Here is a 22137-nt window from a genome sequence, read left to right as displayed (position 1 = left end):
AACCAGACCATGAAATCTCTGTTTTTCTGGTTAAGTTGCGCCGCAATCTCCGTAAATCTTTGCGCCGCCACCGGGTTGACTCCCCTGGCCCTGCATCCGGAAAATCCGCATTATTTTCTCTTTCGCGGCAAACCCACCGTGCTCATTACCTCGGCAGAGCATTACGGCGCGGTATTAAACCGTGATTTTAATTATGTGAAATATCTCCACACCCTGGCCCAGGACGGGCTGAACAACACGCGGGTTTTCACCGGGGCGTATGTTGAGCCGCAGGGTGCTTTTAACATCACCCGCAACACCCTCGCCCCCGCCGCCGGCCGGTTCCTCTGCCCGTGGGCGCGGAGCGATGTGCCCGGCTACGCCAACGGGGGCAACAAATTTGATCTAAATCGCTGGGATGAGGATTATTTCCGGCGGCTCAAGGACTTCATGGCCACCGCCTCGCGGTATGGGATTGTCGTGGAAATGAATCTGTTCTGCCCGTTTTACGAGGAGGCGCAATGGCGGCTGAGTCCGCAAAACGCCATGAATAACATCCAGGGCCTCGGCGCCGTGGCCCGCACCAATGTGTACACGCTCGACCGGCACGGCGGGCTGCTGACGGTGCATGAGGCCATGACCCGCAAAATCGTTACGGAATTGAAGGATTTCGACAACCTGTATTACGAGATTTGTAATGAGCCGTACTTTGGCGGGGTGACCATGGCCTGGCAGAAACACATGGCGGATGTCATTGTGGCCACCGAGAAGGAGCTGGGGGTAAAACATCTCATCTCGATGAACATTGCCAATGACAAGGCGAAAGTGACCGACCCCCATCCTGCAGTCTCCATCTTCAATTTCCACTACGCTTTCCCGCCGGACACAGTGGCCATGAATTACGAACTGAACAAGGTCATCGGCGACAACGAGACAGGCTTCAAGGGCACCAATGACACTCATTACCGCATGGAAGGCTGGGCATTTATTCTAGCCGGGGGCGGATTATACAACAACCTGGATTACTCGTTTGCCGTGGGCTTTGAGGACGGCACGTTTGCCTATCCGGCCAAGCAACCAGGGGGCGGCAACCCGGAGTTTCGCCGCCAGATGCGCATCCTCACCCAGTTCATTCATTCGCTGGATTTCGTAAAAATGCGGCCGGCCCGGGAGCTGGTGAAGGGTGGCATTCCCGAAAAGGCCCACGTGCAAATGCTGGCCGAGCCGGGGCGTCAGTACGCTCTTTATCTCTTTGGCGGCAAGGCGGCCCAATTGCAACTGGAAGTGCCGGCGGGCGCCTACACTGTGGAATGGGTGCATCCGCGCACAGGCCAGAAAACCCCCGCGCAACCGGTGCAGCACGCCGGGGGGCTGCTCACACTGACCACGCCGGCCTACGATCCTGATCTCGCGCTGCGGATGCTGCAGGCCCGGCCCTGACCGCCGTCAGAGATTGCGCGGCTCGATGCCGTGCAGATGGCGCACCAAAAAATCAACGCGCCGCCGGTTGCCATAAGGCGTTTCGGCGGCGCCATGCCCCACGCCGGGAATCACCAGCAGATCAAAGTCTTTGTCCGCTTTGATCAGGGCATTCACCATCTGCATGGTGGAGGCCGGATCCACATTCTCATCCATTTCGCCCACAATCAGCAACAGCCTCCCCTGCAGGCGATGCGCCTGCGTCACATTGCTCTGCTCCTCGTAATGCGGCCCCACCGGCCAGCCCATCCATTGCTCATTCCACCAGATTTTATCCATGCGATTGTCATGACAACCGCAATCCGCCACCGCCACCCGGTAAAAGTCATGATGGGCAATCAGCGCCCGCGCGGCATTCTGCCCGCCCGCCGAGCCGCCGAAAATGCCCACGCGGCTCAGATCCATGTAGGGATACTTCTGCGCGGCGGCTTTAATCCACAAAATGCGATCAGGAAACCCCGCATCGCCGAGGTTCTTCCAGCACACGTCATGAAAGGCCTTCGAGCGATGGGAGGTGCCCATGCCGTCCAGTTGCACCACGATGAAGCCCAGCTCGGCATAAGCCTGTCCCTGATGGGAAGGCTGGAAGTTTTTGGGGGCAAAGGCGCTTTGGGGGCCCGCATAGATACGTTCCACCACCGGATATTTTTTGGCCGGGTCAAAGTTGGTGGGCCGCCAGATCACGCCATAAATCTCCGTCTGGCCGTCGCGGCCCCTGGCCACAAACGGCTCCGGCGGCCGCCAGCCGAGCTGGCGCATGGCGGAGGCATCGGCCTGTTCCAGCACGCAGACCAGCCGGCCATCCTCCGCACGCCGCAGTTCATGCACTGGCGGGGCATCCACCCGCGACCATGTATCCACCAAAAACCGGCGATCGGGCGAGAATTGCACACTGTGGGTGCCGTTGCCCTCGGTGAGCAGGGTAAGCTGGCTGCCGTCAAAGTTGACCCGCGCGTAATGCACATAGTAAGGGTCCTGGCCTGGGTGAATGCCGCCCGCCCGGAACCAGATTTGGCGGCGCTCTTCGTCCACCCGCTCCACGCCGCGCACCACCCACTGGCCGCGGGTGATCTGGTGTTTCACTGTGCCGGTGTGCGCGTCATAGAGATACAGATGATTCCAGCCATCGCGCTCGGACATCCAGATCAGCTCGCCGGTTCTGTCCAAATAATGCAAAAAGTACTTGCCCGAATAATCAATGAACGTGGCGCTGCGCTCGTCTATGATGGCGCGGGTCTGGCCGTTGGTGGCATTGACGGCAATCAACCGCAGGATTTGATGGCCGCGGCGGTTGTGCACGAAGGTGAAACGGCTCGAATCCGCCGCCCAGCGGACCTCCTGATTGGACCACGGATTCTCAAACAGCTCCGAGTTGATTTCGATTTTCCGGCGTTGCACCACATCAAAAAGTTGGGGCATGGGCTGCGGCACCCGATCGCCCGGTTTGAGGTAATCGTACGAATGTAATTTGGGCTGCAACTGGTCTTTGGGGGAAGATTCCACATAGTAAACCTTGCGCATGTCCCCCTGCCGGGTGCGCATGACCACCAGCTTGCGGCTGTCTGGAGACCAATAGAAGCGGCCTTGGTAGCGGTCTTCGGCGCGGCCGTCCGTGCTCAGCGCAAACTCCTGTTGATCGGACATCCGCCGCACGAACACGTTATCATCCCGTATAAATGCCTGCCATTGGCCGTCGGGCGAGAGTCCCTCACGCGGGCGTACGGGCCGGGCCGGCTCGGGGGCGCTGGCGGGGGCGGCCGGGCGGTTGTTTTCCACGAGGGCATCGCCGCCGTCCTCCGTGGCTTCAAACACTGCCAGCGTGTTGCCGTCGGCGTCGGTCACCTGCCAGACATGCCCGGCAAAGGTGTGCTGATCCCGCTCCGCCCCGGGCGCCAGGGACCCATACGGCTGCGGACGGCCCTCCGGGTTGATCCAGAATAGCCGGACTTCCTGACGGGTGCGGTTGATGAAGCGGATGGAGGTTTCCGCGCCGGTGCGGCGGGAGGGACGCACATTGCGCGACTCGGCCAGGGTGGGCGGGTTGAGGGCCTCCCGCGCCACTTCAACGAGCGCGTAATTGGATAACGTCAGCCGCCAGTTTTTCCCTTCGGCGCGGAATTGCACCCATTGCCCGCCATCCTCCCATTCCAGGGCATCCAGGGGCAGGCGGCGGGCAGGAATTTCCCGGTTCAAGGCGCGTCCCAGGGCTTCCGCCACCCGGGCATGATCAAACGCGGGCCGGCGTTCGCCGCGCACCGCATCCACCACGATAAATTCGCGCCCGCCACCTGCCAGCTCCTTGCGATACCAGAAACGCTCACCCTGGGCAAACCAGTTGGGGGTGAGGCGCGCGTTTAACACCTTGCCCTCACAAAGCCGCGACCACTGAAAGGCCCGCTGGTAGTCCTCCCGGGTGATTTGCGCGTTCAGGCCGGCGTGGTCAAATGCCAGGGCCGCCGCCAGGCAGCAGAACCAGACCCTCAACATGCGATGCATAAAAATCAGCGTGAAGACAACTGGCCCGCCGGGACGCTCGGGCGTTCTTGGAGGAGATCCGCCCACTGCTGGCGATAACGCCGCAGCTCCCTTTCCTGCTGCTCGTCAAACGCCCCGCGGCGCTGGGCGTAAAGGTCCATCCACACCACCCACCGCTCCCAGTCCGCCGGCGTCAGGGCCGGTTTGCCGCAGGGGGTGTCCGGCTTCTGCAAAAATTGCAAAAGCGCGCTGCGTTGCGCCACGCCCTCCCCCTCAATCGAGTAGCCGCGCGCGTAACCGTCCTTCACCAGCTTGAGCAGGCTGGGCTTGCCGTATCGGGTGAGCTGCTCATACGCCGCCTCCGGGGTCAGGTTGATTTTGCGCGCGGCCCCATGGACAGAGGTGGGCGAATGGCAGCCGACACAATCCCGATTTAACATGGGTTGAATGAGCTGATCAAAACGCAGGGGCCAAGTGCCCTCGGGGCCAGGCGTAAGACGCGAGGGCTCCCGCAGGGCCGCCAGCACCCGGCGGCTGGCCGGTGCCGTGGAGCGATGCTCGTGACATCCGGCGCAGCTCAACGTCTGCCCCGGCTGCACATGCGCGGCGCTGCGCATGGTTTGCACGGCCAGCCCCCGCTCATCCAATGCCTGGAAAAACACGATGACGCCCGCGGGCGCGCGGAAATAAGCCGAGCCATCGGCCTCCACCGGCACCGTACCCAGCAGCAGTTTGCCCGGATCGTCCTTGGTCAGCCCCATGTTTGGATAATCCATGGTGGGGTGGGTCTTGGGCGGAATGGCCACCACGCGCAACGCTTTGATGTCCCCCCGCCGCACCGTTTGCAAGCCCTGGTACACATCTGTCAGTAGAAACCGCCCCTCGCTGGCAACGTCCCATTGCGCCTGACTGGCCAGCACCGGTGGCACCGACCGCGGCCGCAGCGGGATGGGTTCCAGGGAGGAAATAAGAGGGTCGCGGTAGATCAACTCCCGGCTCCCCATGGCATCATAAAGGTACAAGGACATGCTGTTGTCCGGCCGCTGCACGGCATGCCATCGCTCCCACCCCTCCGGCCCGGGCACCGACACCCCCTCAAAACTCCAGGCCACCAAATAAAACCGCTCCGACAATGGCCAAGGACTGGCATAATAAGTTTTAGGCCACGTCTCCACCTCGGGCATCGGCACCTCCGGCGTCAGCCGCGTGATGGGCGCCGGCCCTTCAGTGCCCACGCTCGGATCCAGCAGCACCAGGCTGCCCATCGTTTGTGAATGATGGCCGGACGCCGTGAACACAATTTTCCGGCTGTTGGGCACGGGCTTGGGCTCAAATGCGCAATGCGGCGCCACGGTGTAGTTGCCATAAACCACCCGCGGATTCGTGCCGTCGGGATTCATCGCCCACAAGCCCATGTACGGCATGTTGTCCCGATCCACATAGTCCCACCGGGAATATAAAATCGCGCCGTCGTGCCCGATTTCCGGCGTCCACTCAAACATTTCAAACGGCGAGATGGCCGTGAGGTCCGAGCCGTCGGCCTTCATGGTGTGCAGGGTGTACACCGCCACCGGCCGCTCCGGCCCGCCGCCGCAGCGCACATAAATATCCGGCTGGGCCGCTCGCTCCACGGACTGGCGTGCCGTGGCCTTGTTCACCTGCAGCGCCTGGCCGCGGCGCGTGGACAAAAAGACAATGCGCCCGTCCGGCAAATAACGCCCGTCAAAATCATCATATTTCCCGAAGGTCAACTGCCGCAGGCCGGAGCCGTCCACGTTCATCTCGAAGAGATGGTAAAAGGCGTCCTCCGGCACGTTGGCCTTGTCGAGCTTGTTGGTCTCCTTGTGCAAATGCGGGTAATACCGGCACCAGGCAAAGAGGATTTTACGCCCGTCGTAAGACAAGGTGGGCCGCAGAAAACTGCCCGGCGCAGTGAAGGCCGTGGTCAAACAGATAACTTCCGGCGTTTCACTCTTGAAATGCCGCAACAGATAAATGCCGCCGCCGGGTTTGCTCCACCAGCCGTAATACTGGTCGGACATGTGATTGAACGAAGCTGGGGCCCGTTTGTTGAACACCAGCGTGTCAAAGTTTAATAACGGATTGGCCAGGACGATCTGCCGCTGCACCCACCGCGCCGCCACGTAATGCTCGCGTGTGTAGGCACGGGCCGGCGCCGCGCCGAACTCCGCCAATAGCCGCTGCCACTGCGCTTCCAGCGCCGTGGTATCCACCCCCTCCTGCCGCAGCTCGGCCAGCCGCAACCGGCAGTAGGCATGCACCCGCTCGGTGACGGCGCGCCAGTCAGGCTCCTGCGGCGCCAGATTGTTGCGGGACCAGCGGGAAATACTGGATTGACTGGCCGGCCGGCCCAAGGCCACGTTTTGCCGCGGATGCCCCACCGCAAAAACCTCAACTTCGTCGAGATGCAGAAACCCTCGCGCCGGCAGTTGCACGCGGACGTAGCGCCCCCGCTCACCGTTCAACTTGATGTCCAGCGGCTTGCGATCCGCATGGCCTTTGAAGACCCGCCCATCATGCGCATAAACGCGCCGCCACTGCTGGCCGTCCAGCGACAAATACAATTCCAGCTCGCGCGCGCGCTCGGCGGCGTCCGTGCGATTCCAGATCACCACCTGCCCCAGGCTGTAAATCTGCTGCAAATCCACCTGCCACCAGGGCGTGGCATCTTCGCCGGTATGGAAGCCCCAGCCCCCGTTGATGACGCCATCGCAGCCGCCTGCGGCATCGGCCTCGCGCGTCAGATTGGTATGCTGCGCCACCGCCAGATCGGCATAAGCCTCCAGCAGGTAATTGGACGTGATCAGTTGCCGCCAGGCCGTCGCCTCCAGGCGCGTCACCGGCGCTTCGGCGCGCGCCCAAATCGCACCCGCCAGCAAGCCCACGGCGAGCCATCCGCTGCGCCCTGCGTTGCCTGTCTTGCGCATAAGTAGCACCCCCCGCTGCCAGCCTGACGCCCGGGCGGGGAGACCGCCTCATGCTAAGGTTTCATCGGAGGCCGGGCAAGCCGGATATGTTGGCCCTGAGACCAACACGACAAACTCCCCCTTCAACGGCCGCTGCCGGGCGCGCTCCAGCAGTTCAGCCGGACGGCCACGCAGAATCTCCTCGAACTTCTTGGTCAATTCCCGTGCCAGCACCACCTCCCGCCCGGGGCACACTTCGGCTAATTCCTCCAGCAACCGCTGGATGCGAAAGGGGGATTCGTAAAGCACCAGCGTGCCCGGAAGATCGCGCAGCGTCTCCAACCGCCGGCGCCGCGCCCCGCTTTTGTGCGGCAAAAATCCCACAAAATGAAATTCATCTGTCGGCAGTCCGCTCACCGTCAACGCCGCCACCAGCGCGCAGGGGCCGGGCACCGCTTCCACCCGGTAACCCGCGGCGCGCGCGGCCTGCACCACCCGTTCCCCGGGATCACTGATGCCGGGGCTGCCGGCGTCCGTGATGAGCGCCACTTTTTCCCCGCGCGCCAGCCGCTGCAAAATGGCCTCGCTGCGACGCGCCTCGTTGAACTTGAAGCAGCTCAGCATGGGCTTGCGGATGCCGTAATGCTGCAACAGGCGGGCCGAATGCCGGGTGTCCTCCGCCGCCACCACATCGCACTCCCGCAACACCCGCAGGGCCCGCAGCGTTATGTCCTCCAGATTCCCGATGGGCGTGGCCACCAGGTACAACGTTGCGGGCGTCAAGGGCGGCAGGGCCGCCTCCGCGGCTGGGGGGACCGCGCTCATGCATGCTCCGCCGGCTGGTTGTCCAGGATGGCCCACACCGCCGGCACTGTCCGGGCCGGATCCTCATGCACCAGCCCCTGCCAGCCGCGCGCCACTCCGGCCGCCACATTTTCCGGGCGGTCATCCAGATACAGGATTTCCGCCCCCCGGCAGCCGGAGCGCTGCTCCAGCGCCTCATACATGGGCGGATGCGGTTTCATGCTGCGGATTTCGTAGGAATAAATGTAGCCGGTAAAATGGCGGAAAAACTCAAAATCCTCATGCACACAGCGGGCCGCGATATCATTGGTGTTGCTGAACAACCAGGTGGGATATCCCCGCGCCCGGATTTGCTCCAGCATTTCCACCATCGGGGCAATGGGCACAAACACCCGCCCCAGCCAGCGCTCAAAAAACTCACGAGTGCCGCGGTAGCCCGTGGCCCGGCAGAACCCGGTGTAGAACAGCTCGTAGGAAATCGCGCTGATCTCGTATTGCACCAGCCAGCCATCGGCAAACAGGAATCGGTAGATTTCCTCCGCCGAAACGCTCGCCTGCCCGGCCAGCGCCCGCGCAGATTCGCGGTAATCAAAATCCACCAGCACGTTCCCCAAATCAAAAACCACAATCTTCGGTTTCATGCCATCATTCCACCTGCCGGCGGCCCTCCAGCGCCCGGGAAAGGGTGATCTCATCCGCCAGCTCCAGCCCGGCTCCGGCCGGCAGGCCCTGAGCCAGCCGCGTGACCTGCACCCCCTGCCCTGCCAGCCGCCGGGCCAAATAATAGCAGGTGGCATCGCTCTCCACGTCACTCCCCAGCGCCAGGATCACCTCCCTGACCGCCCCCTCCGCCACTCGGGCCTCCAATTCTGCTATCCGCAAATCTTCCGGCTCAATGCCAGTGGTGGGCGACAGCCGCCCTCCCAAAACATGGTACAACCCCCGATACGCGCCGGCCTTTTCCAGCCGCAAAATGTCCACCGGCGTTTCCACCACGCAGAGGAGCGAGGCATCCCGCCGGGGGTCGGCGCACAAGGGGCAGGGCTGGATTTCCGTTAATCCACCGCATTGATTGCAGGCCTGCACCTTCTCACGCGCTTCCAGGAGTGCCGTGGCCAGCACTTTGACGGCCTCCGGCTCGCGTTGGACCAGATGCAAAGCCAGCCGCTCCGCCGAGCGCGGCCCGATGCCGGGCAACTGGCTCAGCGCCCCCACCAGGCGCTGCAAGGATTCAGGCAGAGCGGCCATGGAAAAAGAGGAGCACTCGCATCAGCGCCACGCTCCGGCCGGTCAGGTCAGCCCCGGCAGGTTAAATCCGGCGGTAACCTTCTGCATTTCCGTTTCATTGATTTTCCGGGCCTGATCCAGCGCCTGATTCACCGCCGTCAACACCAGATCCTCCAGCACCTCGGCATCCGCAGGATTAAGCGCCTGCGGGTCCAGACGAATGGACTTCAGGCGGCCGTCACAGGTCGCCACGGCTTTGACGGCGCCGCCCCCGCTGGTCGCCTCCACGGTTTGCTGGGCCAGTTGTTGTTGGATCAAAGTGATCTGCTGCTGCATTCGCGCAGCCTGCTTCATGAGTTTTCCAATGCTCGACATGCGTGTAGAGTTTAGGCCGGAAGCCTCGGTTTAGGAAGGGGCCGAAGGATAAGCCACCTGGCGCAGCACGCCCCGAAACAACTCCAAGGCGCGCGCAATCTGCGGATCGTTCTTGAAATCGTTCAGGGTCATCGGCGCCGGCCGGGGGGCTGCCGCAGGTGCCGGAGCGGCCGCCGGGGCGGCAGGAGCCGGTGCCGAAGCCGGCAACGCGGGAGCCGGAGCAACCGCCGCCGCGGGTGGCTCGGCCGTCACCAATTTCAGCCGTACCTCCGGATAACCCATGGCCGCCAGCCGCTGCACCAGCCACGTCTGGTTGAGCGGCGCGCTGGCCAGATTCATTTGGGCCGCATAGGCGGGAGGAAACCCAATCACCAAATCGCCCCGCTCAAAGGAAACCGGGAAAGCCGGAGCAAAACTCGGATAAGATACGGGCTTTTGTTGTTGCATCTCTGCCATCAGCGCCGCCCACAGCTCTTGCAAGGCCGCTCCCTCCAGCCGGCCATTGTCCAGCGAACGCAGCGCCGGCGAAGGTGGCATGGCCGGGCCGTTGGCCGGCGCGGAAACCGGCGCGGGCCGGGAAGCCCTGGCGGCCTGCGCCTCCACCGCGGCGCGCAAAGCCACTGACGGCATGGCCGCCGCCGGGGCGGTGGCCGGGCCGCCGCTGCCCGCCGCCTCCGTGCGCAACCGTTGCAACTGTTGCAGCACGGCCTCCACGCTCACCGCCTGCCGCGCCTGACAGGCCTTCCACAAGGCCAGTTCGATCAAGATTTTACGCGAAGCCGCCTCCCGCAGTTGCAGCTCGCATTCGCTCAACACCTCCATGATGCGGGTGAGGGCATCGGTGGAAACCCCCTGCAATTGCGTCTTCAAGGCCTCCAGCTCGGCCTCGGAAACTTCCAGCAGGCTCACATCGCCCTGGGAGACCTGGTAAATCAGCAGATTGCGGAAATGCCGCAACAAATCCCCCACCAGCCGCGCCAGGTCCTTGCCCGCCTGCGCCGCGGCGTCCAGCTCGCGCAGCGCCGTCACCGCGTCCCCCGCCAGGACCGCCCCCGCTAGCGCCAGCAGTTGCGCCTGGGCGGTGAGGCCGTACATGGAAAGGACATCCGCCTCCACAATCTTGCGGCCGCAGAAACTGATGAGCTGGTCCAGCGCCGACTCCGCGTCGCGCATGCCGCCGTCGCAACCGCGGGCAATCGCCTGCAGCGCCGCCTCCTCCACCTCCACACCCTCCGCCTGCGCAATCCGCGCCAGTTGCCGCACGATGAGCGCGGCGGGAATCCGCCGCAAATCAAACCGCTGGCAGCGCGACAAAATGGTGGGCAGCACCTTCTCCGGATCGGTGGTGGCAAAGAAAAACTTCACGTGCGGCGGCGGCTCCTCCAGCGTCTTTAACAGGGCGTTGAACGCCGAGGAGGAGAGCATGTGCACCTCGTCAATGATGTAGATCTTGAAACGGGACGACGCCGGCGCGTACTTCACTGTCTCGCGCAGCTCCCGCACCTGCTCGACGCTGTTGTTGCTCGCGCCGTCAATTTCAAGCACGTCCATGGAACGCCCCTCGGTAATCTCGATGACCTTCGGGTCCGCGTCGTCAAAGTCCACCTTCGGCCCGCCGGTGCAGTTCAGACACTTGGCGAAGATGCGGGCAATGGTGGTCTTGCCGGTGCCCCGCGGGCCGCAGAAAAGGTAGGCGTGGGCAATGCGATTTTGCTGGATGGCCTGGGCCAGGGTGCGCGTGACATGTTCCTGCCCCACCACCTCGCTGAAACGCTGCGGGCGGTATTTGCGTGCTAAAACCTGGTATGACATGAAATTACCGGACGCCGCGCGGGGGCGTTGCCGCCGCCGCCTGAAGTTAAATTAAAAGGGATGCCAGGGTGACCACGGCGCATGCTGAGCATACTACCGCTGCTGCCTTCCGGCCCTCACGGGGTTTGTAAGTCCGCATTCCATGGGCCCTGGCAAATTCCCAAATTCACCCCCTCATTTAGCCCCACCTCCCCGCCCCCCGCAAGTTCTTATTTGCCGGGCGAGATTTTCCTTTTACCCCTTGCCGGCAGGATTAAACTTTCGCCGCGATGGCTTCAGAAACACAACTGACTCCCATGATGGCGCAGTATCGCCGCATCAAAGGCGAGCTGCCCAAGGATGCCTTGTTGCTGTTTCGCCTGGGCGATTTCTATGAAATGTTCTTCGAAGACGCCCAAATCGGCGCCGAGGTCTGCCATCTGGCCCTCACCCGCCGCCAGCAGGTGCCCATGTGCGGCATCCCCTACCACGCCGCCTCCGGCTACATCGCCAAGCTGCTCCGCGCCGGCCACAAGGTGGCCATTTGTGACCAGATGGAAGACGCCCGCCCCGGGCATCTGGTCAAGCGGGAGGTCACCCAGATTCTCTCCCCCGGCACTCATTTTGATGAGCGCCTCCTTCAGGCGGAGCGCAATAATTATCTGGCCTCTGTCTGTCACCTGGAAGGCCGCTTCGGCGTGGCAGTGGTGGACCTGACCACCGCCAGTTTCCGCGCCACTGAACTGACCACCGAAGCCGAGCTCACCGCCGAGTTGGAGCGCCTGGCACCCGCGGAAATCATCGTCCCCGCCGAGGCCGCCTCCCTGCAAACCCTCCTGCGCCCCCTCCATCGCTTCCTCACCGGCTATGAGGACTGGGTCTTCGCCCCGGAAACCGCCATCCACACCGTCCGCGAGCACTTCAAAGTGGCCACGCTGGACGGTTTCGGTCTCCGCGGCCATCTGGCCGCCGTGGGGGCGGCCGGCGGCGCGTTGCATTATCTCACCCAACATTTGCGGCGCGATGTTTCGCATTTAACCGCGCTCACCTACTACCAGAACAGCGAGTTTCTCACGCTCGACGCCACCACCCTGCGGCACCTTGAAGTGCTGGAACCGCTGCACCGGGACGCCCCCAAGGCCGCCACCCTCCACGGCGCCTGCAACCGTACCCGCACGCCCATGGGGGCGCGCCGGTTGCGGGACTGGCTCTCCCAACCGCTGGCCCATGCTCCGGCCATCCGCCGCCGCCAGGATGTCGTGGCGGCCTGGGTCCAAAACCCGACTTTGCTCGAACAATTCCGGGATCAATTGGAGGACATCCGGGATTTGGAGCGTACTTTGAGCCGCCTCAGCACCGGGGCCGGCAACGCCCGCGATTTGCTGGCCCTCCGCCTGGCGCTGCTGCGGCTGCCCGCCCTGCGCGAGGTGCTCCAACAACTCATCGTCGCCCAGTCCCGCGCCGCCGAACCCACCCTCCTGCCCCCCCCGGCACCACCCGCCGACCAGCCCCCCGGACTGCTCGAGGAGTTGACCGCCCAGATCACCGAACTGCCGGACGTGGCCGACCTCATCGGCCGGGCCATAGTCGAGGATCCCCCCCTGGCCCTGAAGGAAGGCGGCCTGATCCGTGATGGCTTCCATCTCCAGCTCGACGAGCTGCGCAGCGCCCTGCGCGGAGGCAAGGACTGGATCGCCCAATTGCAGCAGCGGGAAATCGAACGCACCGGCATCGCGTCGCTCAAAGTGCGCTTCAACTCCGTTTTCGGTTATTACATCGAAGTTACCAAGGCCAACCTCGACAAGGTGCCGCCAGAATACCAGCGCAAGCAAACCATCGCCAACGGCGAACGCTTTATTACGCCCGAACTCAAGCAGATGGAGGCCAAAATCCTGGGAGCCGAGGAACGGGCCGCCCGGCTGGAGTACGAGCTGTTTCAAGAGGTGCGGGGCGAGGTCCTGCGCCATCTGCCCCGGCTGCAACAGACCGCCGCCGCCCTCGCGCAGCTCGATGTGCTCGCCACCTTTGCGGAAAATGCCCGCCTCTTTCAATACTGCCGGCCCGAAATGCGCGATGAGGGCATCCTCTCCATCCGCGACGGCCGCCATCCCATGTTGGAGCAAACCCTGGTGGAGGAGCGGTTTGTGCCTAATGACGTTTTTCTGGACGGCGTCACCCGCCAGATCGCCCTCATCACCGGCCCCAACATGGCCGGTAAAAGCACCTATCTTCGGCAGGTGGCCCTGCTGGTCCTGCTCGCCCATACCGGCTCCTTCATCCCGGCCACCGAGGCGCGCATTGATCTGGTGGACCGCATCTTCACCCGCATCGGCGCCAGCGATGACCTGGCCCGCGGCCAGTCAACGTTTATGGTGGAGATGAGCGAAACAGCCAACATCCTCAACAACGCCACCCGGCGCAGCCTGATCATCCTCGATGAAATTGGCCGCGGCACCAGCACCTTCGACGGCCTGAGCCTGGCCTGGAGCATCGTTGAGCATCTGCACAACGTGGTGGGCGCCAAGGTGCTCTTTGCCACCCATTACCACGAGCTCACCGAACTGGCCGCCCGCCTGCCCCGCCTTGCCAACTTCAACGTGGCCGTCCGGGAATGGCAGGACAAAATCCTCTTCCTCCGCAAAATCGTCGAGGGCGGCACGGACAAGAGCTACGGGATCCAGGTGGCCCGCCTCGCTGGCGTGCCCAAGCCGGTCATTGACCGCGCCAAAGTCATCCTGCGCAACCTGGAGGAATCAGAACTGACCCCTGAAGGCAATGTCCGCCAGCCCGCCCGGCACCGCCCCGAACGCGAAAAATTGCAGTCGCTCGAACCCAATCCGCAACTGGACCTCTTCGCCTCCAGTTGATTCGCGCCGGCGCCATGAACAACGAACTCGTCGAGTGGCCGATTGACGGCGTGCTGGATTTGCACTCCTTCCGTCCGCAGGACGTGGCCGATGTCCTGCAACATTACCTGGCCGAGTGTCGCGCCCGCGGCATCCTGGAAGTGCGCGTCATCCACGGCAAGGGCCAGGGCGTCCTATGTCGCACCGTCCACGCCCAATTGAACCGCCTGCCCGAAGTCGAGCGCTTCGCCCTGGCCACCCCCTCTTTTGGCGGGCACGGCGCCACCATCGTGCACCTGAAACCCCAAGCTTGAAGCGGCGTTGAAGCCCAGCCATCCGGCTTGCCGAACGGCCTGACTTGCCTCATGCTTCGCTGCATGAAAAAGCCTTTTTATTGCCCTGCGGCGGTGGCGGTTCTGCTGCTTGCCCTGCTGCAGCCCATGGCGGCAGCAGAGCGCGAAATTCCCCCCGCCTTTGGCCCCTACATCAACCTTAAGGAGGCCGACTTCGCCGGCACCCGCAGCTTTACGGCCAAAGATAAGATCGTGGCGACCTATTATTTCTACTGGTACGACATCTACACCAAAAGCCACATCATTGATCACGACGGCACCGACGCCCTGACCACGCATCCGCCCACCTTGGAGGATTTCTCCTACAAGTCCCCCGCCTGGCATAAAAAGCAGTTTCTCGACATGCAGGAGGCGGGCATTGACGTGGCGCTGCCGGTCTTCTGGGGCGCGCCCAGTGAACAGGACCCCAAGGCCGGTCTGCACTGGAGCTATGAAGGCTTGAAGGTCATGGTGCAGGCGCGCGAAGAACTGCTCAAAGCCGGTAAAAAACCGCCGCTGCTGGGCTTGTTCTACGACACCAGCACGTTGCAATACAATCATTGGGGGGTGCATGTGGATTTGACCACCGATTACGGCCGCCGCTGGTTTTATGCCACCATCCGCGACTTCTTTTCCATGGTGCCGCCGAGGCATTGGGCCATGATTGACGGCAAGCCGCTGGTGCTGCTTTACGCCTCCGCCTTCGCCAAGGCCCATGACCAGTCCTGTGTGGATTATTTGATGGAACAATTCCCCAAAGACTTCGGCGGGCGCCGGCCCTATTTCGTCCGCCAAAATTCCTGGAACGTCAAGGCCGACAACACAGTGGCCTGGGGCGGCGCTCTGGGGCTGGTCAACCCCGGGGTGGCCTCGCTCGGGCCGGGCTATGACCATTCCGCCGTGCCCGGCCGCGCGCCGCTCATCGTGGACCGCCGGGGCGGCAAGTTTTACGAGGAGCAATGGCTCAAGTTCCTCCGCCGCCCCTCCAACTTCGTCACCCTCGAGACCTGGAATGAATTCCATGAGGGCACCGATATCTGTGAATCCCGCGAATATGGCCGGCAATACATCAATCTGACCAAAAAATATGTGCGGCTCTTCAAGCAGGGCTACGTGCCCCCCTGGCCCAAGGGGGCGTACGACAAGGCACGCTCCGTCAGCATCATGCTGGCGGAAAAAAACACCGAGCGCGGTTTGCAATGGATTGAAAATGAAGACGGCAAAACCGCCCCGGCCCAGGCCGGCGGCCAGCCCTGCCGCGCAGCCCAGATCACTCCCAAAGGCGGCACCTACCTCTATTTTGTGGTGGATGATTCGTTCAAGACCCCCGGCAAATTTCAGGGCACGGTGGAGGTGGAATACTTCGACGCCGCCCCCGGCGCATTGGGATTGGAGTACGATGGCAGTGATCCCCAGGCCCCCTTCGGCGGTGCCTACACCCGGGCCAAGGAAACCGTGAAACTCACCGGCAGCCAGATCTGGAAGACGGCGCAGTTTCAACTGATTGACGCCCGGCTGCTGAATTCACAAAACAAAGGCGCCGATTTCCGGCTCGTCGTCCAAGCCCCCGCCCTGATGGTGCGGCGCGTGGAATTGCGCAAGCCCTAGGCCTGTCCGGCCTTGGCCTCGCGCACGATGCGGGCGTATTCGCCCGCCAGCCGGGTCAGTTCCGGCCAGTTGGAATCGCGCAAAATCTCCTTGCTGATCAGCGAAGATCCCACCCCCAGCGCCGCCGCGCCGGCCTTGATGAACTCGGCTGCGTTCTGCAGGGTGACGCCTCCCGTGGGCACCATCTTCAAATGCGGCATGGGCGCGCGCAACGCCTTGAGATACACGGGACCGAGGTTGTCCGCCGGGAAAATCTTAACAAAATCCGCGCCCGAGGTGTGGGCCAACTGGGCCTCGGTGGGCGTGTAGGCCCCCAACATGCACACCCGTTGGGCGCCCCGCGCAGCGGCGGCCACCTCCACCTTGGTGATGGGGGACACAATAAACTCCGCCCCCGCGTCGAGCGCCGCCCGCGCCATCGCGCCATCCAGCACCGAGCCCATCCCCACAATGGCATGTTGCCCCACGGACTTGATGACGTTCTTCATCACGTTCACCGCGTCCGGCACCGTCATGGTGATTTCGAGGATGCTGACGCCCCCTTGGATGAGCGCTTCACACAGCGGGAGCACCTGCTCCGGCTGCTCCGCGCGAATGACAGCCACAACTCCCAGAAAATTGATGTCCGAGATAATTTTGGCCTTTGATCTCATGGCGGGCTGATTCTCAAAATCTCACCGCCGGAGGCAAGCCAAAAAGCGCCCCGCCCATATTCCGCTTGGCCGGAGCCGCGGATTTTGGTACGGTGCCGCCATGCCAGAGATCGCAAATTACGTGAGCCATGGGGCGCGTTTGATCACGCCGGCCATCATGGAAAAGGTGTTGCGGCAGCTTCCCCTGTGGAAAATTGAGTTCACCCAGATCCAGGCGCCCAAGTACCCCCATCTGGTCACCCAACTGGAATTCCTGGTGGATGCGGTGGAGGACTTTGCCGAGGGCGCCGACAAGGAACTGCCCTACGTGGCTGTGGCCGAGGCCTTGTTTGCGCTCATGTATGCCCACAAGAAGGTGGACATCATCCCCGATTTCATGGCCACCCTCGGCCACGCAGATGATTCCAGCGTGGTGCGGGCCGCTCTCATTCAGAACGAGAAGGCCTTTGCCGCCTATGCCCAGCGGCACAAAAGGGATTGGAAGCGAATCACCAGCAAACCCTGAAGTCACGAGCCTGGGCCGCTCCCCCGCGGATCCCGCGCCGCCAGAAACGCCACCAAATCCGCCGCCATCTTTCCTCCAAAGCCGGGCACTTCCGCAATTTCCTCCACCGTCGCCCGGCGGAGTCGCTGCACGGACCCAAATTTCTTGAGCAACGCCATCTTGCGCTGCTCGCCAATCCCGGGAAACTCGTCCAGAATGCTCTCGGAAATCTTCCGCAGCCGCAACTGGGCGTTGTACGTGTTGGCCACCCGATGCGATTCATCGCGCACCCGCTGCAGGAGTTTCAGGGCGCCCCGCTCATGGGACAGCCGCAAGGGCTCCGCCTCCCCCGGCCGGTAGATCTCCTCAAACTCCTTGGCCAGACCAACTACCGGCAGATGCCCCAGCCCCAGGGCCTGTAATTCCTTGACTGCCGCGTTCAACTGCCCCTTGCCGCCATCAATCAGGATCAAGTGCGGCAGATCCGCCGTCCCCCCCTCCTGCAGCAGCCGGGTATAGCGCCGCCGCACCGCCTCGGCCATGCAGGCAAAATCATCCTGGCCCGTAACGCTTTTGATTTGGTAACGCCGGTATCGCGCCCGCTCCGGACGGCCCTCCAGAAACCGCACCAGCGAAGCCACCGCCAGCGTGCCGCTGATGTTGGAAATATCAAACCCCTCGATCACCCGCGGCGGCTCCGGCAGCCCCAGCGCGGCAGCGAGATCCGCCAGATCCGCCTCCGGATTCAGCGCCACCGGCAGATTGTGCGGCGTGCGCACAAAGGTGCGCGTCTTGCGCGTGGTCTCGCGCAGGGCCGTCCACAAATCCCGCAGCTCGGCGGCGCGCTCAAATTCCAGCCTTTGCGCCGCTTCGCGCATCTCCTGCTCCAGCTTGGTCGCCAGCTCGTCGCACTGGCCGGCCAGAAAATCACAGGCCGCCGCCACCTGGGCGCGGTACTGCTCCAGCGTCACATTGCCAATGCAGGGCGCTGTGCAGAACTTCAGATGACCATACAGGCAGTGCTTGTAATCCGCCGGGCCGGGGTGCAGCGGACGGCACCCCCGCAGGTTGAACTGGCGCCGCACCAGCGTCATCGTCGTCCGCAATGCCCGCCCGCTGGGAAACGGCCCAAAATACCGCGCCCCATCCTCCGTCCGCAGGCGGGTGAGCGTGAAACGTGGAATGGGATCCTGCAGATTGACCTTGATCAGGGGGAAGCGCTTGTCATCGCGGAAACTGATGTTATAGCGCGGCTTGAACTCCTTGATCAGCCGCCCCTCCAGCAACAACGCCTCCGGTTCGCTGCGCACCACATGCACATCCAGGTCGTGGATCGCCTCCACCAGCGCATTCAACTTCAAATCCCATGCCAGCCGGCGGGAGGGCTGAAAGTAAGAACTGACCCGCTTGCGCAAATCCCGCGCCTTGCCCACATAAATCACCGTCCCAAAGCGGTCCTTCATCAGGTACACGCCCGGTTTGTGCGGCAGTTGCGCCAGTTTGGCTCTGAGAGCATCCGACACCGCCATGCCCTTATTATGCTCTGCAAAGCCCCCCCGGACAACCGCCAATAAACGGGATTTGGCCAAGTTTGTTCAGATTTTGGCTTTAGCCTTAAAGCGGTTGACAAAGGGCCGGGGGCTGGGAAAGATGCCCATCAGTTGCGGTTAATCACGCGCCAACGTGCATTAGTTTTGCCTACGTGGGTACTGCGGGGTTGGCCACCGATTTGTTTTTATCGGACGAAATCTTGAGCACAATGGTTTGAACGAATTACGGATATGAAAATTGTTTCTCCCCAGGAAGCGGTCAAAGTCATCAAATCCGGCGACTGCGTGCATATTCACGCCATTGCCTGTGTGCCCCACAAGGTGGTGCAGGCCATGGTGGACCGCGGCCGGGCCGGCGAAATCAAAAATGTCACCATCCGGCACCTCCACACCGAAGGGCCGGCCCATTACGTGGAGCGGGATTTGGAAGGGGTGTTCCAGCTCAACTCCTACTTTGTCGGCCACAACGTCCGCAAGGCCACCCAGGAGGGCTATGCAGATTACATCCCGGTTTTTCTGGGGGAAACGCAACGCCTGATCCGCGAAGGCTACACCCCCGTCAATGTCGCCCTGATCTCCGTCTCCCCCCCCGACAAGCATGGGTACGTCTCCCTGGGCACGTCCGTCGAAGCCACCCTGGCCGCGGTGGAATGTGCTGACACCGTCATCGCCACCATCAACCCCAACATCCCCCGGGCCTTCGGCGATGCCATGATCAAGTCCGACATGATTGACATCTGGTGTGAGGATGATGCCCCCTTGTACGAGGCCAATTTTGCCGAGCCCAACGAAATTGAGCAGGCCATCGGCAAGCATGTGGCCGCCCTGGTGGAAGACGGGGCCACGCTGCAAATGGGCATCGGCGCCATCCCCAACGCCGTCCTGGCCCAACTGGGCAACCACAAAAACCTGGGCATTCACACCGAAATGTTTGCCGACGGCGTTCTGCCGCTCGTGGAAAAGGGCGTCATCAACGGCAAGGAAAAAGCCATTGACCGCGGGCGCATCGTGGCCACCTTCCTCATGGGCTCGCGCAAGGTGTACGACTTCATCCACGACAACCCGGAGGTCATGATGATGGACGTGGGCTATACCAACAGCCTCGACGTCATCAAGCGCAACCCCAAGGTCACCAGCATCAACTCCGCCATCGAAGTGGACATCACCGGCCAGGTGTGCGCCGACTCCATCGGCACCAAGCACTTCAGCGGCGTGGGCGGGCAGATTGACTTCCTGCGCGGTGCCTCCCTGTCCAAGGGCGGCAAACCCATCCTGGCCATGCCCTCCCAGACGGACAAGGGCATCAGCAAGCTGGTGCCCACCCTCAAAGTCGGCGCCGGCGTGGTTACCACCCGCGCCAGCATCCACTGGCTCGTTACCGAGTACGGTGCCGTCAATCTCTACGGCAAATCCCTGCAGGAGCGCGCCCGGCTGATCATCAGCATTGCCCACCCCAATCACCGCGAAATGCTCGACAAGGCCGCCTTTGAGCGTTGGGGGCCGCACTTCCACTACATCCCTGCGCCCTGGAAAAAGTAAGCGCGGTGGGATTTTTTCCGAAGCCATCGCCCGGCCGCCTCTGGCCGGGCGATTTTTTTGGCCGCGGCTGGCATTTGACATTCCCCCCGGCCGCGCCTACGTTTGCATTAGCTGATAAAAACAGCTCGATTAGGACTTAAGGTTGCTGAAGACATACCGATAACTTTTATGAGCACAGAAACACAGACCACCCCCGTGGTGACCCTGACCAACAGTGCAGCCCGGCAGGTACGGAGCATCTTGGACAGTGAGAAGGAAAATGCCGGCAAGGCCCTGCGGGTTTATGTGGAAGCCGGTGGCTGCTCCGGCCTCCAGTACGGGATGACGTTTGATGAAAAACGACCGGACGACTTGAGTGCCGAATTTGACGGCGTCGCCGTGGTGGTGGACCCGTTCAGTGCCAGCTATTTGAAAGGCAGCGTGATTGATTACAGCGACGAGCTGACCGGCGGCGGATTCAAGATCAAGAATCCCAACGCCCACAGCTCCTGCGGCTGCGGCAAGAGTTTCGAGGCCTGACCGGCGCAAGCCGCCCAGGTCAAACATGCCGCCCCGTGCGATGCGGGGCGGCTTTTTTTATCTCCCCCTCGTATTCACCGGCCTACCGCCCCTGCAGCGTCAATAAACCCACCCCGGGCGCGGGCAGGCTGAGTTGCAGGGAGGCCCCACGTTCCACCAGCCGGCCCTGCGCCCGCCGCTCCAGGCTGGCCGCCGCATCCACCACCCGCCACTCCCACTCCGTCGGCCCGCTCCACGGCAGACCGCGGATTTGTATCGTTATCTCCCGTTGCGGAGAACGAAACTGCGAGACCATGACCTGCACCGCCTGACGCGCCAGATGGCGCCCCGCCAGCACCGTCATCCCCGCCACGCCGCCCTCCGTCTCCAATCGCTCGGGCGTGTCCAACATCCGCCGAAAGGCCAGCATGGCATAATAATTCTTCTGGGGCGTACCGTGAAAATTGAAGAGGCCAAAGCCCTGAATCTCACCGGTGTAAAAATTGGCAACCTCCACCGGCGCACTTTGCAGCAGGCTGAGCACGGCCGCCACAAAAGCCGCTCCCGCCGGGCCGCTCATTTCCCGAAACCACGCCTCCCGCTCCGGCCCCTGCCCCTCCTTGAACATCGGCCGCCAGTCATCCCGGGGCAGGTAATTCCATTCATTAAAATGGCTCTCCGTGCGCGTGAACCCGTATTCATCCAGCAGCCGCCGCATTGCCGCCGCCCGCCGCGGAATGTCCCAGGGATCGCTGGTGTACCGATGCCATGACAGGAAATCCAGCGGCACCTGCTGCGCCCGGCAAAAAGCTAGAAACCGCGTGGCAAAGTCCGCAGGGCGAAAGGCCTCGCCCACAAAATCCCCCGTCCCCCCCAACCCCGGCCCGCCCACCTTCAAGCGGGGAAAGGCGCGTTTGATGGCGCGCGCGGTGGTGGCGTACAGCTCGAAAAACTGCTCCTCCGTCCCTGTCCACATGGCCGGCCGCACGTCCGGCTCATTCCAGATCTCCCAATACTCAATGTTGTGGCGGAAGCCGTTGGCCCAGCCCTCATTATAATGACGAATGATGCCCAGGCAGATTTCCGCCCACCGTTGCGGATCAGGCGGAGGATGCACCCGATACTTGCGCGGCGTGTGCTCGATGCTCTCGCCCAGCCGGTAAATAATCCGCGACCCCGTATTGGTGATGGCGGCCAGGTAATCATCCGTGCAGGCAAAATCGTAGTTGGCCGGATCGCGGGGATCCTGCCGGAAATCCCGGAAAATGGTGCTCACATCCACCGCCTGCGCGTTGACCCACACCACGTCGTGCACCCGCGTGTAGGGCACGGCCAGCTCGCGGTGATACGCCGTCAAATCCACCATGCCCCGGTAGCACAAGGGCCCCAGATTGACCCCGTGCAACGGGCGGATGATTCCGTTGGTGTGCGCCACGTCCACCGTGAGATTCACGGCTCCGCCGACCCTCCCCCACCCCCCCAACACCAGCAGGAGAACAAGGCCGAAGGCCCATCCCTGCCGGCCCAAAAACCGGGTCCCGTTTTGCATGGATGAAAGCTGCATACGCCC

Annotated in this window: 17 protein-coding genes and 1 other RNA gene; 7 read left to right on the top strand and 11 right to left on the bottom strand. The window is 62.8% G+C overall.

Going from position 1 to position 22137, the window contains the following annotated elements; translation table 11 throughout:
• Positions 1–9 precede the first annotated feature (9 nt).
• On the top strand, positions 10–1419 hold the full coding sequence (locus tag N3J91_01405; protein ID MCX8155101.1) for a cellulase family glycosylhydrolase: 1410 nt from the start codon (positions 10–12) through the stop codon (positions 1417–1419).
• Positions 1420–1425: 6 nt separating this feature from the next.
• Here the strand turns inward: N3J91_01405 and N3J91_01400 are convergent, their stop codons facing one another.
• The 8 genes from N3J91_01400 to ffs form a co-directional block, all read right to left on the bottom strand.
• On the bottom strand, positions 1426–3954 hold the full coding sequence (locus N3J91_01400; GenBank protein ID MCX8155100.1) for a prolyl oligopeptidase family serine peptidase: 2529 nt from the start codon (positions 3952–3954) through the stop codon (positions 1426–1428).
• Between the two features lie 5 nt (positions 3955–3959).
• A complete protein-coding gene (locus tag N3J91_01395) occupies positions 3960–6881 on the bottom strand; it encodes a discoidin domain-containing protein (GenBank protein ID MCX8155099.1) in 2922 nt (973 codons plus the stop codon).
• A 48-nt stretch (positions 6882–6929) separates the two neighbouring features.
• Positions 6930–7685 (bottom strand): 16S rRNA (cytidine(1402)-2'-O)-methyltransferase, encoded by a 756-nt coding sequence (rsmI, locus tag N3J91_01390; protein MCX8155098.1) that lies wholly within the window; start codon positions 7683–7685, stop codon positions 6930–6932.
• A complete protein-coding gene (locus N3J91_01385) occupies positions 7682–8305 on the bottom strand; it encodes an HAD family phosphatase (protein MCX8155097.1) in 624 nt (207 codons plus the stop codon). Before N3J91_01385 ends, rsmI begins: the two co-directional genes overlap by 4 nt.
• Positions 8306–8309: 4 nt before the next feature.
• Positions 8310–8912, bottom strand: a complete 603-nt coding sequence (recR, locus tag N3J91_01380; GenBank protein MCX8155096.1) for a recombination mediator RecR — start codon at positions 8910–8912, stop codon at positions 8310–8312.
• Positions 8913–8954: 42 nt separating this feature from the next.
• Positions 8955–9266 (bottom strand): YbaB/EbfC family nucleoid-associated protein, encoded by a 312-nt coding sequence (locus tag N3J91_01375; GenBank protein ID MCX8155095.1) that lies wholly within the window; start codon positions 9264–9266, stop codon positions 8955–8957.
• 30 nt (positions 9267–9296) lie between these two features.
• Positions 9297–11078 (bottom strand): DNA polymerase III subunit gamma/tau, encoded by a 1782-nt coding sequence (dnaX, locus tag N3J91_01370; protein MCX8155094.1) that lies wholly within the window; start codon positions 11076–11078, stop codon positions 9297–9299.
• A 58-nt stretch (positions 11079–11136) separates the two neighbouring features.
• Positions 11137–11233, bottom strand: an RNA gene (gene ffs / locus N3J91_01365) — signal recognition particle sRNA small type.
• Positions 11234–11347: 114 nt separating this feature from the next.
• Between ffs and mutS the strand changes: the two genes are divergently transcribed.
• The 3 genes from mutS (at position 11348) to N3J91_01350 (ending at position 15843) form a co-directional block, all read left to right on the top strand.
• Positions 11348–13924 carry a DNA mismatch repair protein MutS gene (mutS, locus tag N3J91_01360; protein ID MCX8155093.1) on the top strand — a complete coding sequence of 859 codons (2577 nt, stop codon included), beginning with the start codon at positions 11348–11350 and terminating at the stop codon, positions 13922–13924.
• 14 nt (positions 13925–13938) lie between these two features.
• Positions 13939–14217 (top strand): Smr/MutS family protein, encoded by a 279-nt coding sequence (locus N3J91_01355; GenBank protein MCX8155092.1) that lies wholly within the window; start codon positions 13939–13941, stop codon positions 14215–14217.
• A 63-nt stretch (positions 14218–14280) separates the two neighbouring features.
• The gene (locus N3J91_01350; GenBank protein MCX8155091.1) at positions 14281–15843 is read left to right on the top strand and encodes a DUF5010 domain-containing protein; all 1563 of its coding nucleotides are present in this window, start codon (positions 14281–14283) and stop codon (positions 15841–15843) included.
• Here the strand turns inward: N3J91_01350 and N3J91_01345 are convergent.
• On the bottom strand, positions 15840–16496 hold the full coding sequence (locus tag N3J91_01345) for a bifunctional 4-hydroxy-2-oxoglutarate aldolase/2-dehydro-3-deoxy-phosphogluconate aldolase (protein ID MCX8155090.1): 657 nt from the start codon (positions 16494–16496) through the stop codon (positions 15840–15842). The genes N3J91_01350 and N3J91_01345 overlap by 4 nt on opposite strands.
• Positions 16497–16596: 100 nt before the next feature.
• Between N3J91_01345 and N3J91_01340 the strand changes: the two genes are divergently transcribed.
• Positions 16597–17001 carry a hypothetical protein gene (locus N3J91_01340; protein ID MCX8155089.1) on the top strand — a complete coding sequence of 135 codons (405 nt, stop codon included), beginning with the start codon at positions 16597–16599 and terminating at the stop codon, positions 16999–17001.
• Positions 17002–17003: 2 nt separating this feature from the next.
• Here N3J91_01340 and N3J91_01335 read toward each other — a convergent pair whose 3' ends face one another.
• The gene (locus N3J91_01335; GenBank protein ID MCX8155088.1) at positions 17004–18509 is read right to left on the bottom strand and encodes an excinuclease ABC subunit UvrC; all 1506 of its coding nucleotides are present in this window, start codon (positions 18507–18509) and stop codon (positions 17004–17006) included.
• A 252-nt stretch (positions 18510–18761) separates the two neighbouring features.
• Between N3J91_01335 and N3J91_01330 the strand changes: the two genes are divergently transcribed.
• Together N3J91_01330 and erpA are read left to right on the top strand one after the other, a co-directional pair.
• Positions 18762–20069: a 4-hydroxybutyrate CoA-transferase gene (locus N3J91_01330; GenBank protein ID MCX8155087.1), complete on the top strand. Its 1308-nt coding sequence runs from the start codon at positions 18762–18764 to the stop codon at positions 20067–20069.
• A gap of 168 nt (positions 20070–20237) precedes the next feature.
• Positions 20238–20588: an iron-sulfur cluster insertion protein ErpA gene (gene erpA, locus N3J91_01325; protein ID MCX8155086.1), complete on the top strand. Its 351-nt coding sequence runs from the start codon at positions 20238–20240 to the stop codon at positions 20586–20588.
• A gap of 82 nt (positions 20589–20670) precedes the next feature.
• On the opposite strand, the gene N3J91_01320 is transcribed toward erpA, so the two are convergent.
• Positions 20671–22116, bottom strand: a complete 1446-nt coding sequence (locus tag N3J91_01320; protein ID MCX8155085.1) for a hypothetical protein — start codon at positions 22114–22116, stop codon at positions 20671–20673.
• Positions 22117–22137 lie beyond the last annotated feature (21 nt).

The sequence above is a fragment of the Verrucomicrobiia bacterium genome (assembly GCA_026414565.1).
In the GTDB taxonomy this organism is placed as follows: domain Bacteria; phylum Verrucomicrobiota; class Verrucomicrobiia; order Limisphaerales; family Fontisphaeraceae; genus Fontisphaera.
Note: the sequence above shows the minus strand (reverse complement) of the source record. Positions and strands in the feature narration are given on the sequence as shown.

Excerpts from the sequence above, each read along its gene's own strand:
- N3J91_01405 (MCX8155101.1), top strand. The coding sequence starts at position 10 with ATGAAATCTCTGTTTTTCTGGTTAAGTTGCGCCGCAATCTCCGTAAAT.
- N3J91_01400 (MCX8155100.1), bottom strand. The coding sequence starts at position 3,954 with ATGCATCGCATGTTGAGGGTCTGGTTCTGCTGCCTGGCGGCGGCCCTG.
- N3J91_01395 (MCX8155099.1), bottom strand. The coding sequence starts at position 6,881 with ATGCGCAAGACAGGCAACGCAGGGCGCAGCGGATGGCTCGCCGTGGGC.
- rsmI (MCX8155098.1), bottom strand. The coding sequence starts at position 7,685 with ATGAGCGCGGTCCCCCCAGCCGCGGAGGCGGCCCTGCCGCCCTTGACG.
- N3J91_01385 (MCX8155097.1), bottom strand. The coding sequence starts at position 8,305 with ATGAAACCGAAGATTGTGGTTTTTGATTTGGGGAACGTGCTGGTGGAT.
- recR (MCX8155096.1), bottom strand. The coding sequence starts at position 8,912 with ATGGCCGCTCTGCCTGAATCCTTGCAGCGCCTGGTGGGGGCGCTGAGC.
- N3J91_01375 (MCX8155095.1), bottom strand. The coding sequence starts at position 9,266 with ATGTCGAGCATTGGAAAACTCATGAAGCAGGCTGCGCGAATGCAGCAG.
- dnaX (MCX8155094.1), bottom strand. The coding sequence starts at position 11,078 with ATGTCATACCAGGTTTTAGCACGCAAATACCGCCCGCAGCGTTTCAGC.
- mutS (MCX8155093.1), top strand. The coding sequence starts at position 11,348 with ATGGCTTCAGAAACACAACTGACTCCCATGATGGCGCAGTATCGCCGC.
- N3J91_01355 (MCX8155092.1), top strand. The coding sequence starts at position 13,939 with ATGAACAACGAACTCGTCGAGTGGCCGATTGACGGCGTGCTGGATTTG.
- N3J91_01350 (MCX8155091.1), top strand. The coding sequence starts at position 14,281 with ATGAAAAAGCCTTTTTATTGCCCTGCGGCGGTGGCGGTTCTGCTGCTT.
- N3J91_01345 (MCX8155090.1), bottom strand. The coding sequence starts at position 16,496 with ATGAGATCAAAGGCCAAAATTATCTCGGACATCAATTTTCTGGGAGTT.
- N3J91_01340 (MCX8155089.1), top strand. The coding sequence starts at position 16,597 with ATGCCAGAGATCGCAAATTACGTGAGCCATGGGGCGCGTTTGATCACG.
- N3J91_01335 (MCX8155088.1), bottom strand. The coding sequence starts at position 18,509 with ATGGCGGTGTCGGATGCTCTCAGAGCCAAACTGGCGCAACTGCCGCAC.
- N3J91_01330 (MCX8155087.1), top strand. The coding sequence starts at position 18,762 with ATGAAAATTGTTTCTCCCCAGGAAGCGGTCAAAGTCATCAAATCCGGC.
- erpA (MCX8155086.1), top strand. The coding sequence starts at position 20,238 with ATGAGCACAGAAACACAGACCACCCCCGTGGTGACCCTGACCAACAGT.
- N3J91_01320 (MCX8155085.1), bottom strand. The coding sequence starts at position 22,116 with ATGCAAAACGGGACCCGGTTTTTGGGCCGGCAGGGATGGGCCTTCGGC.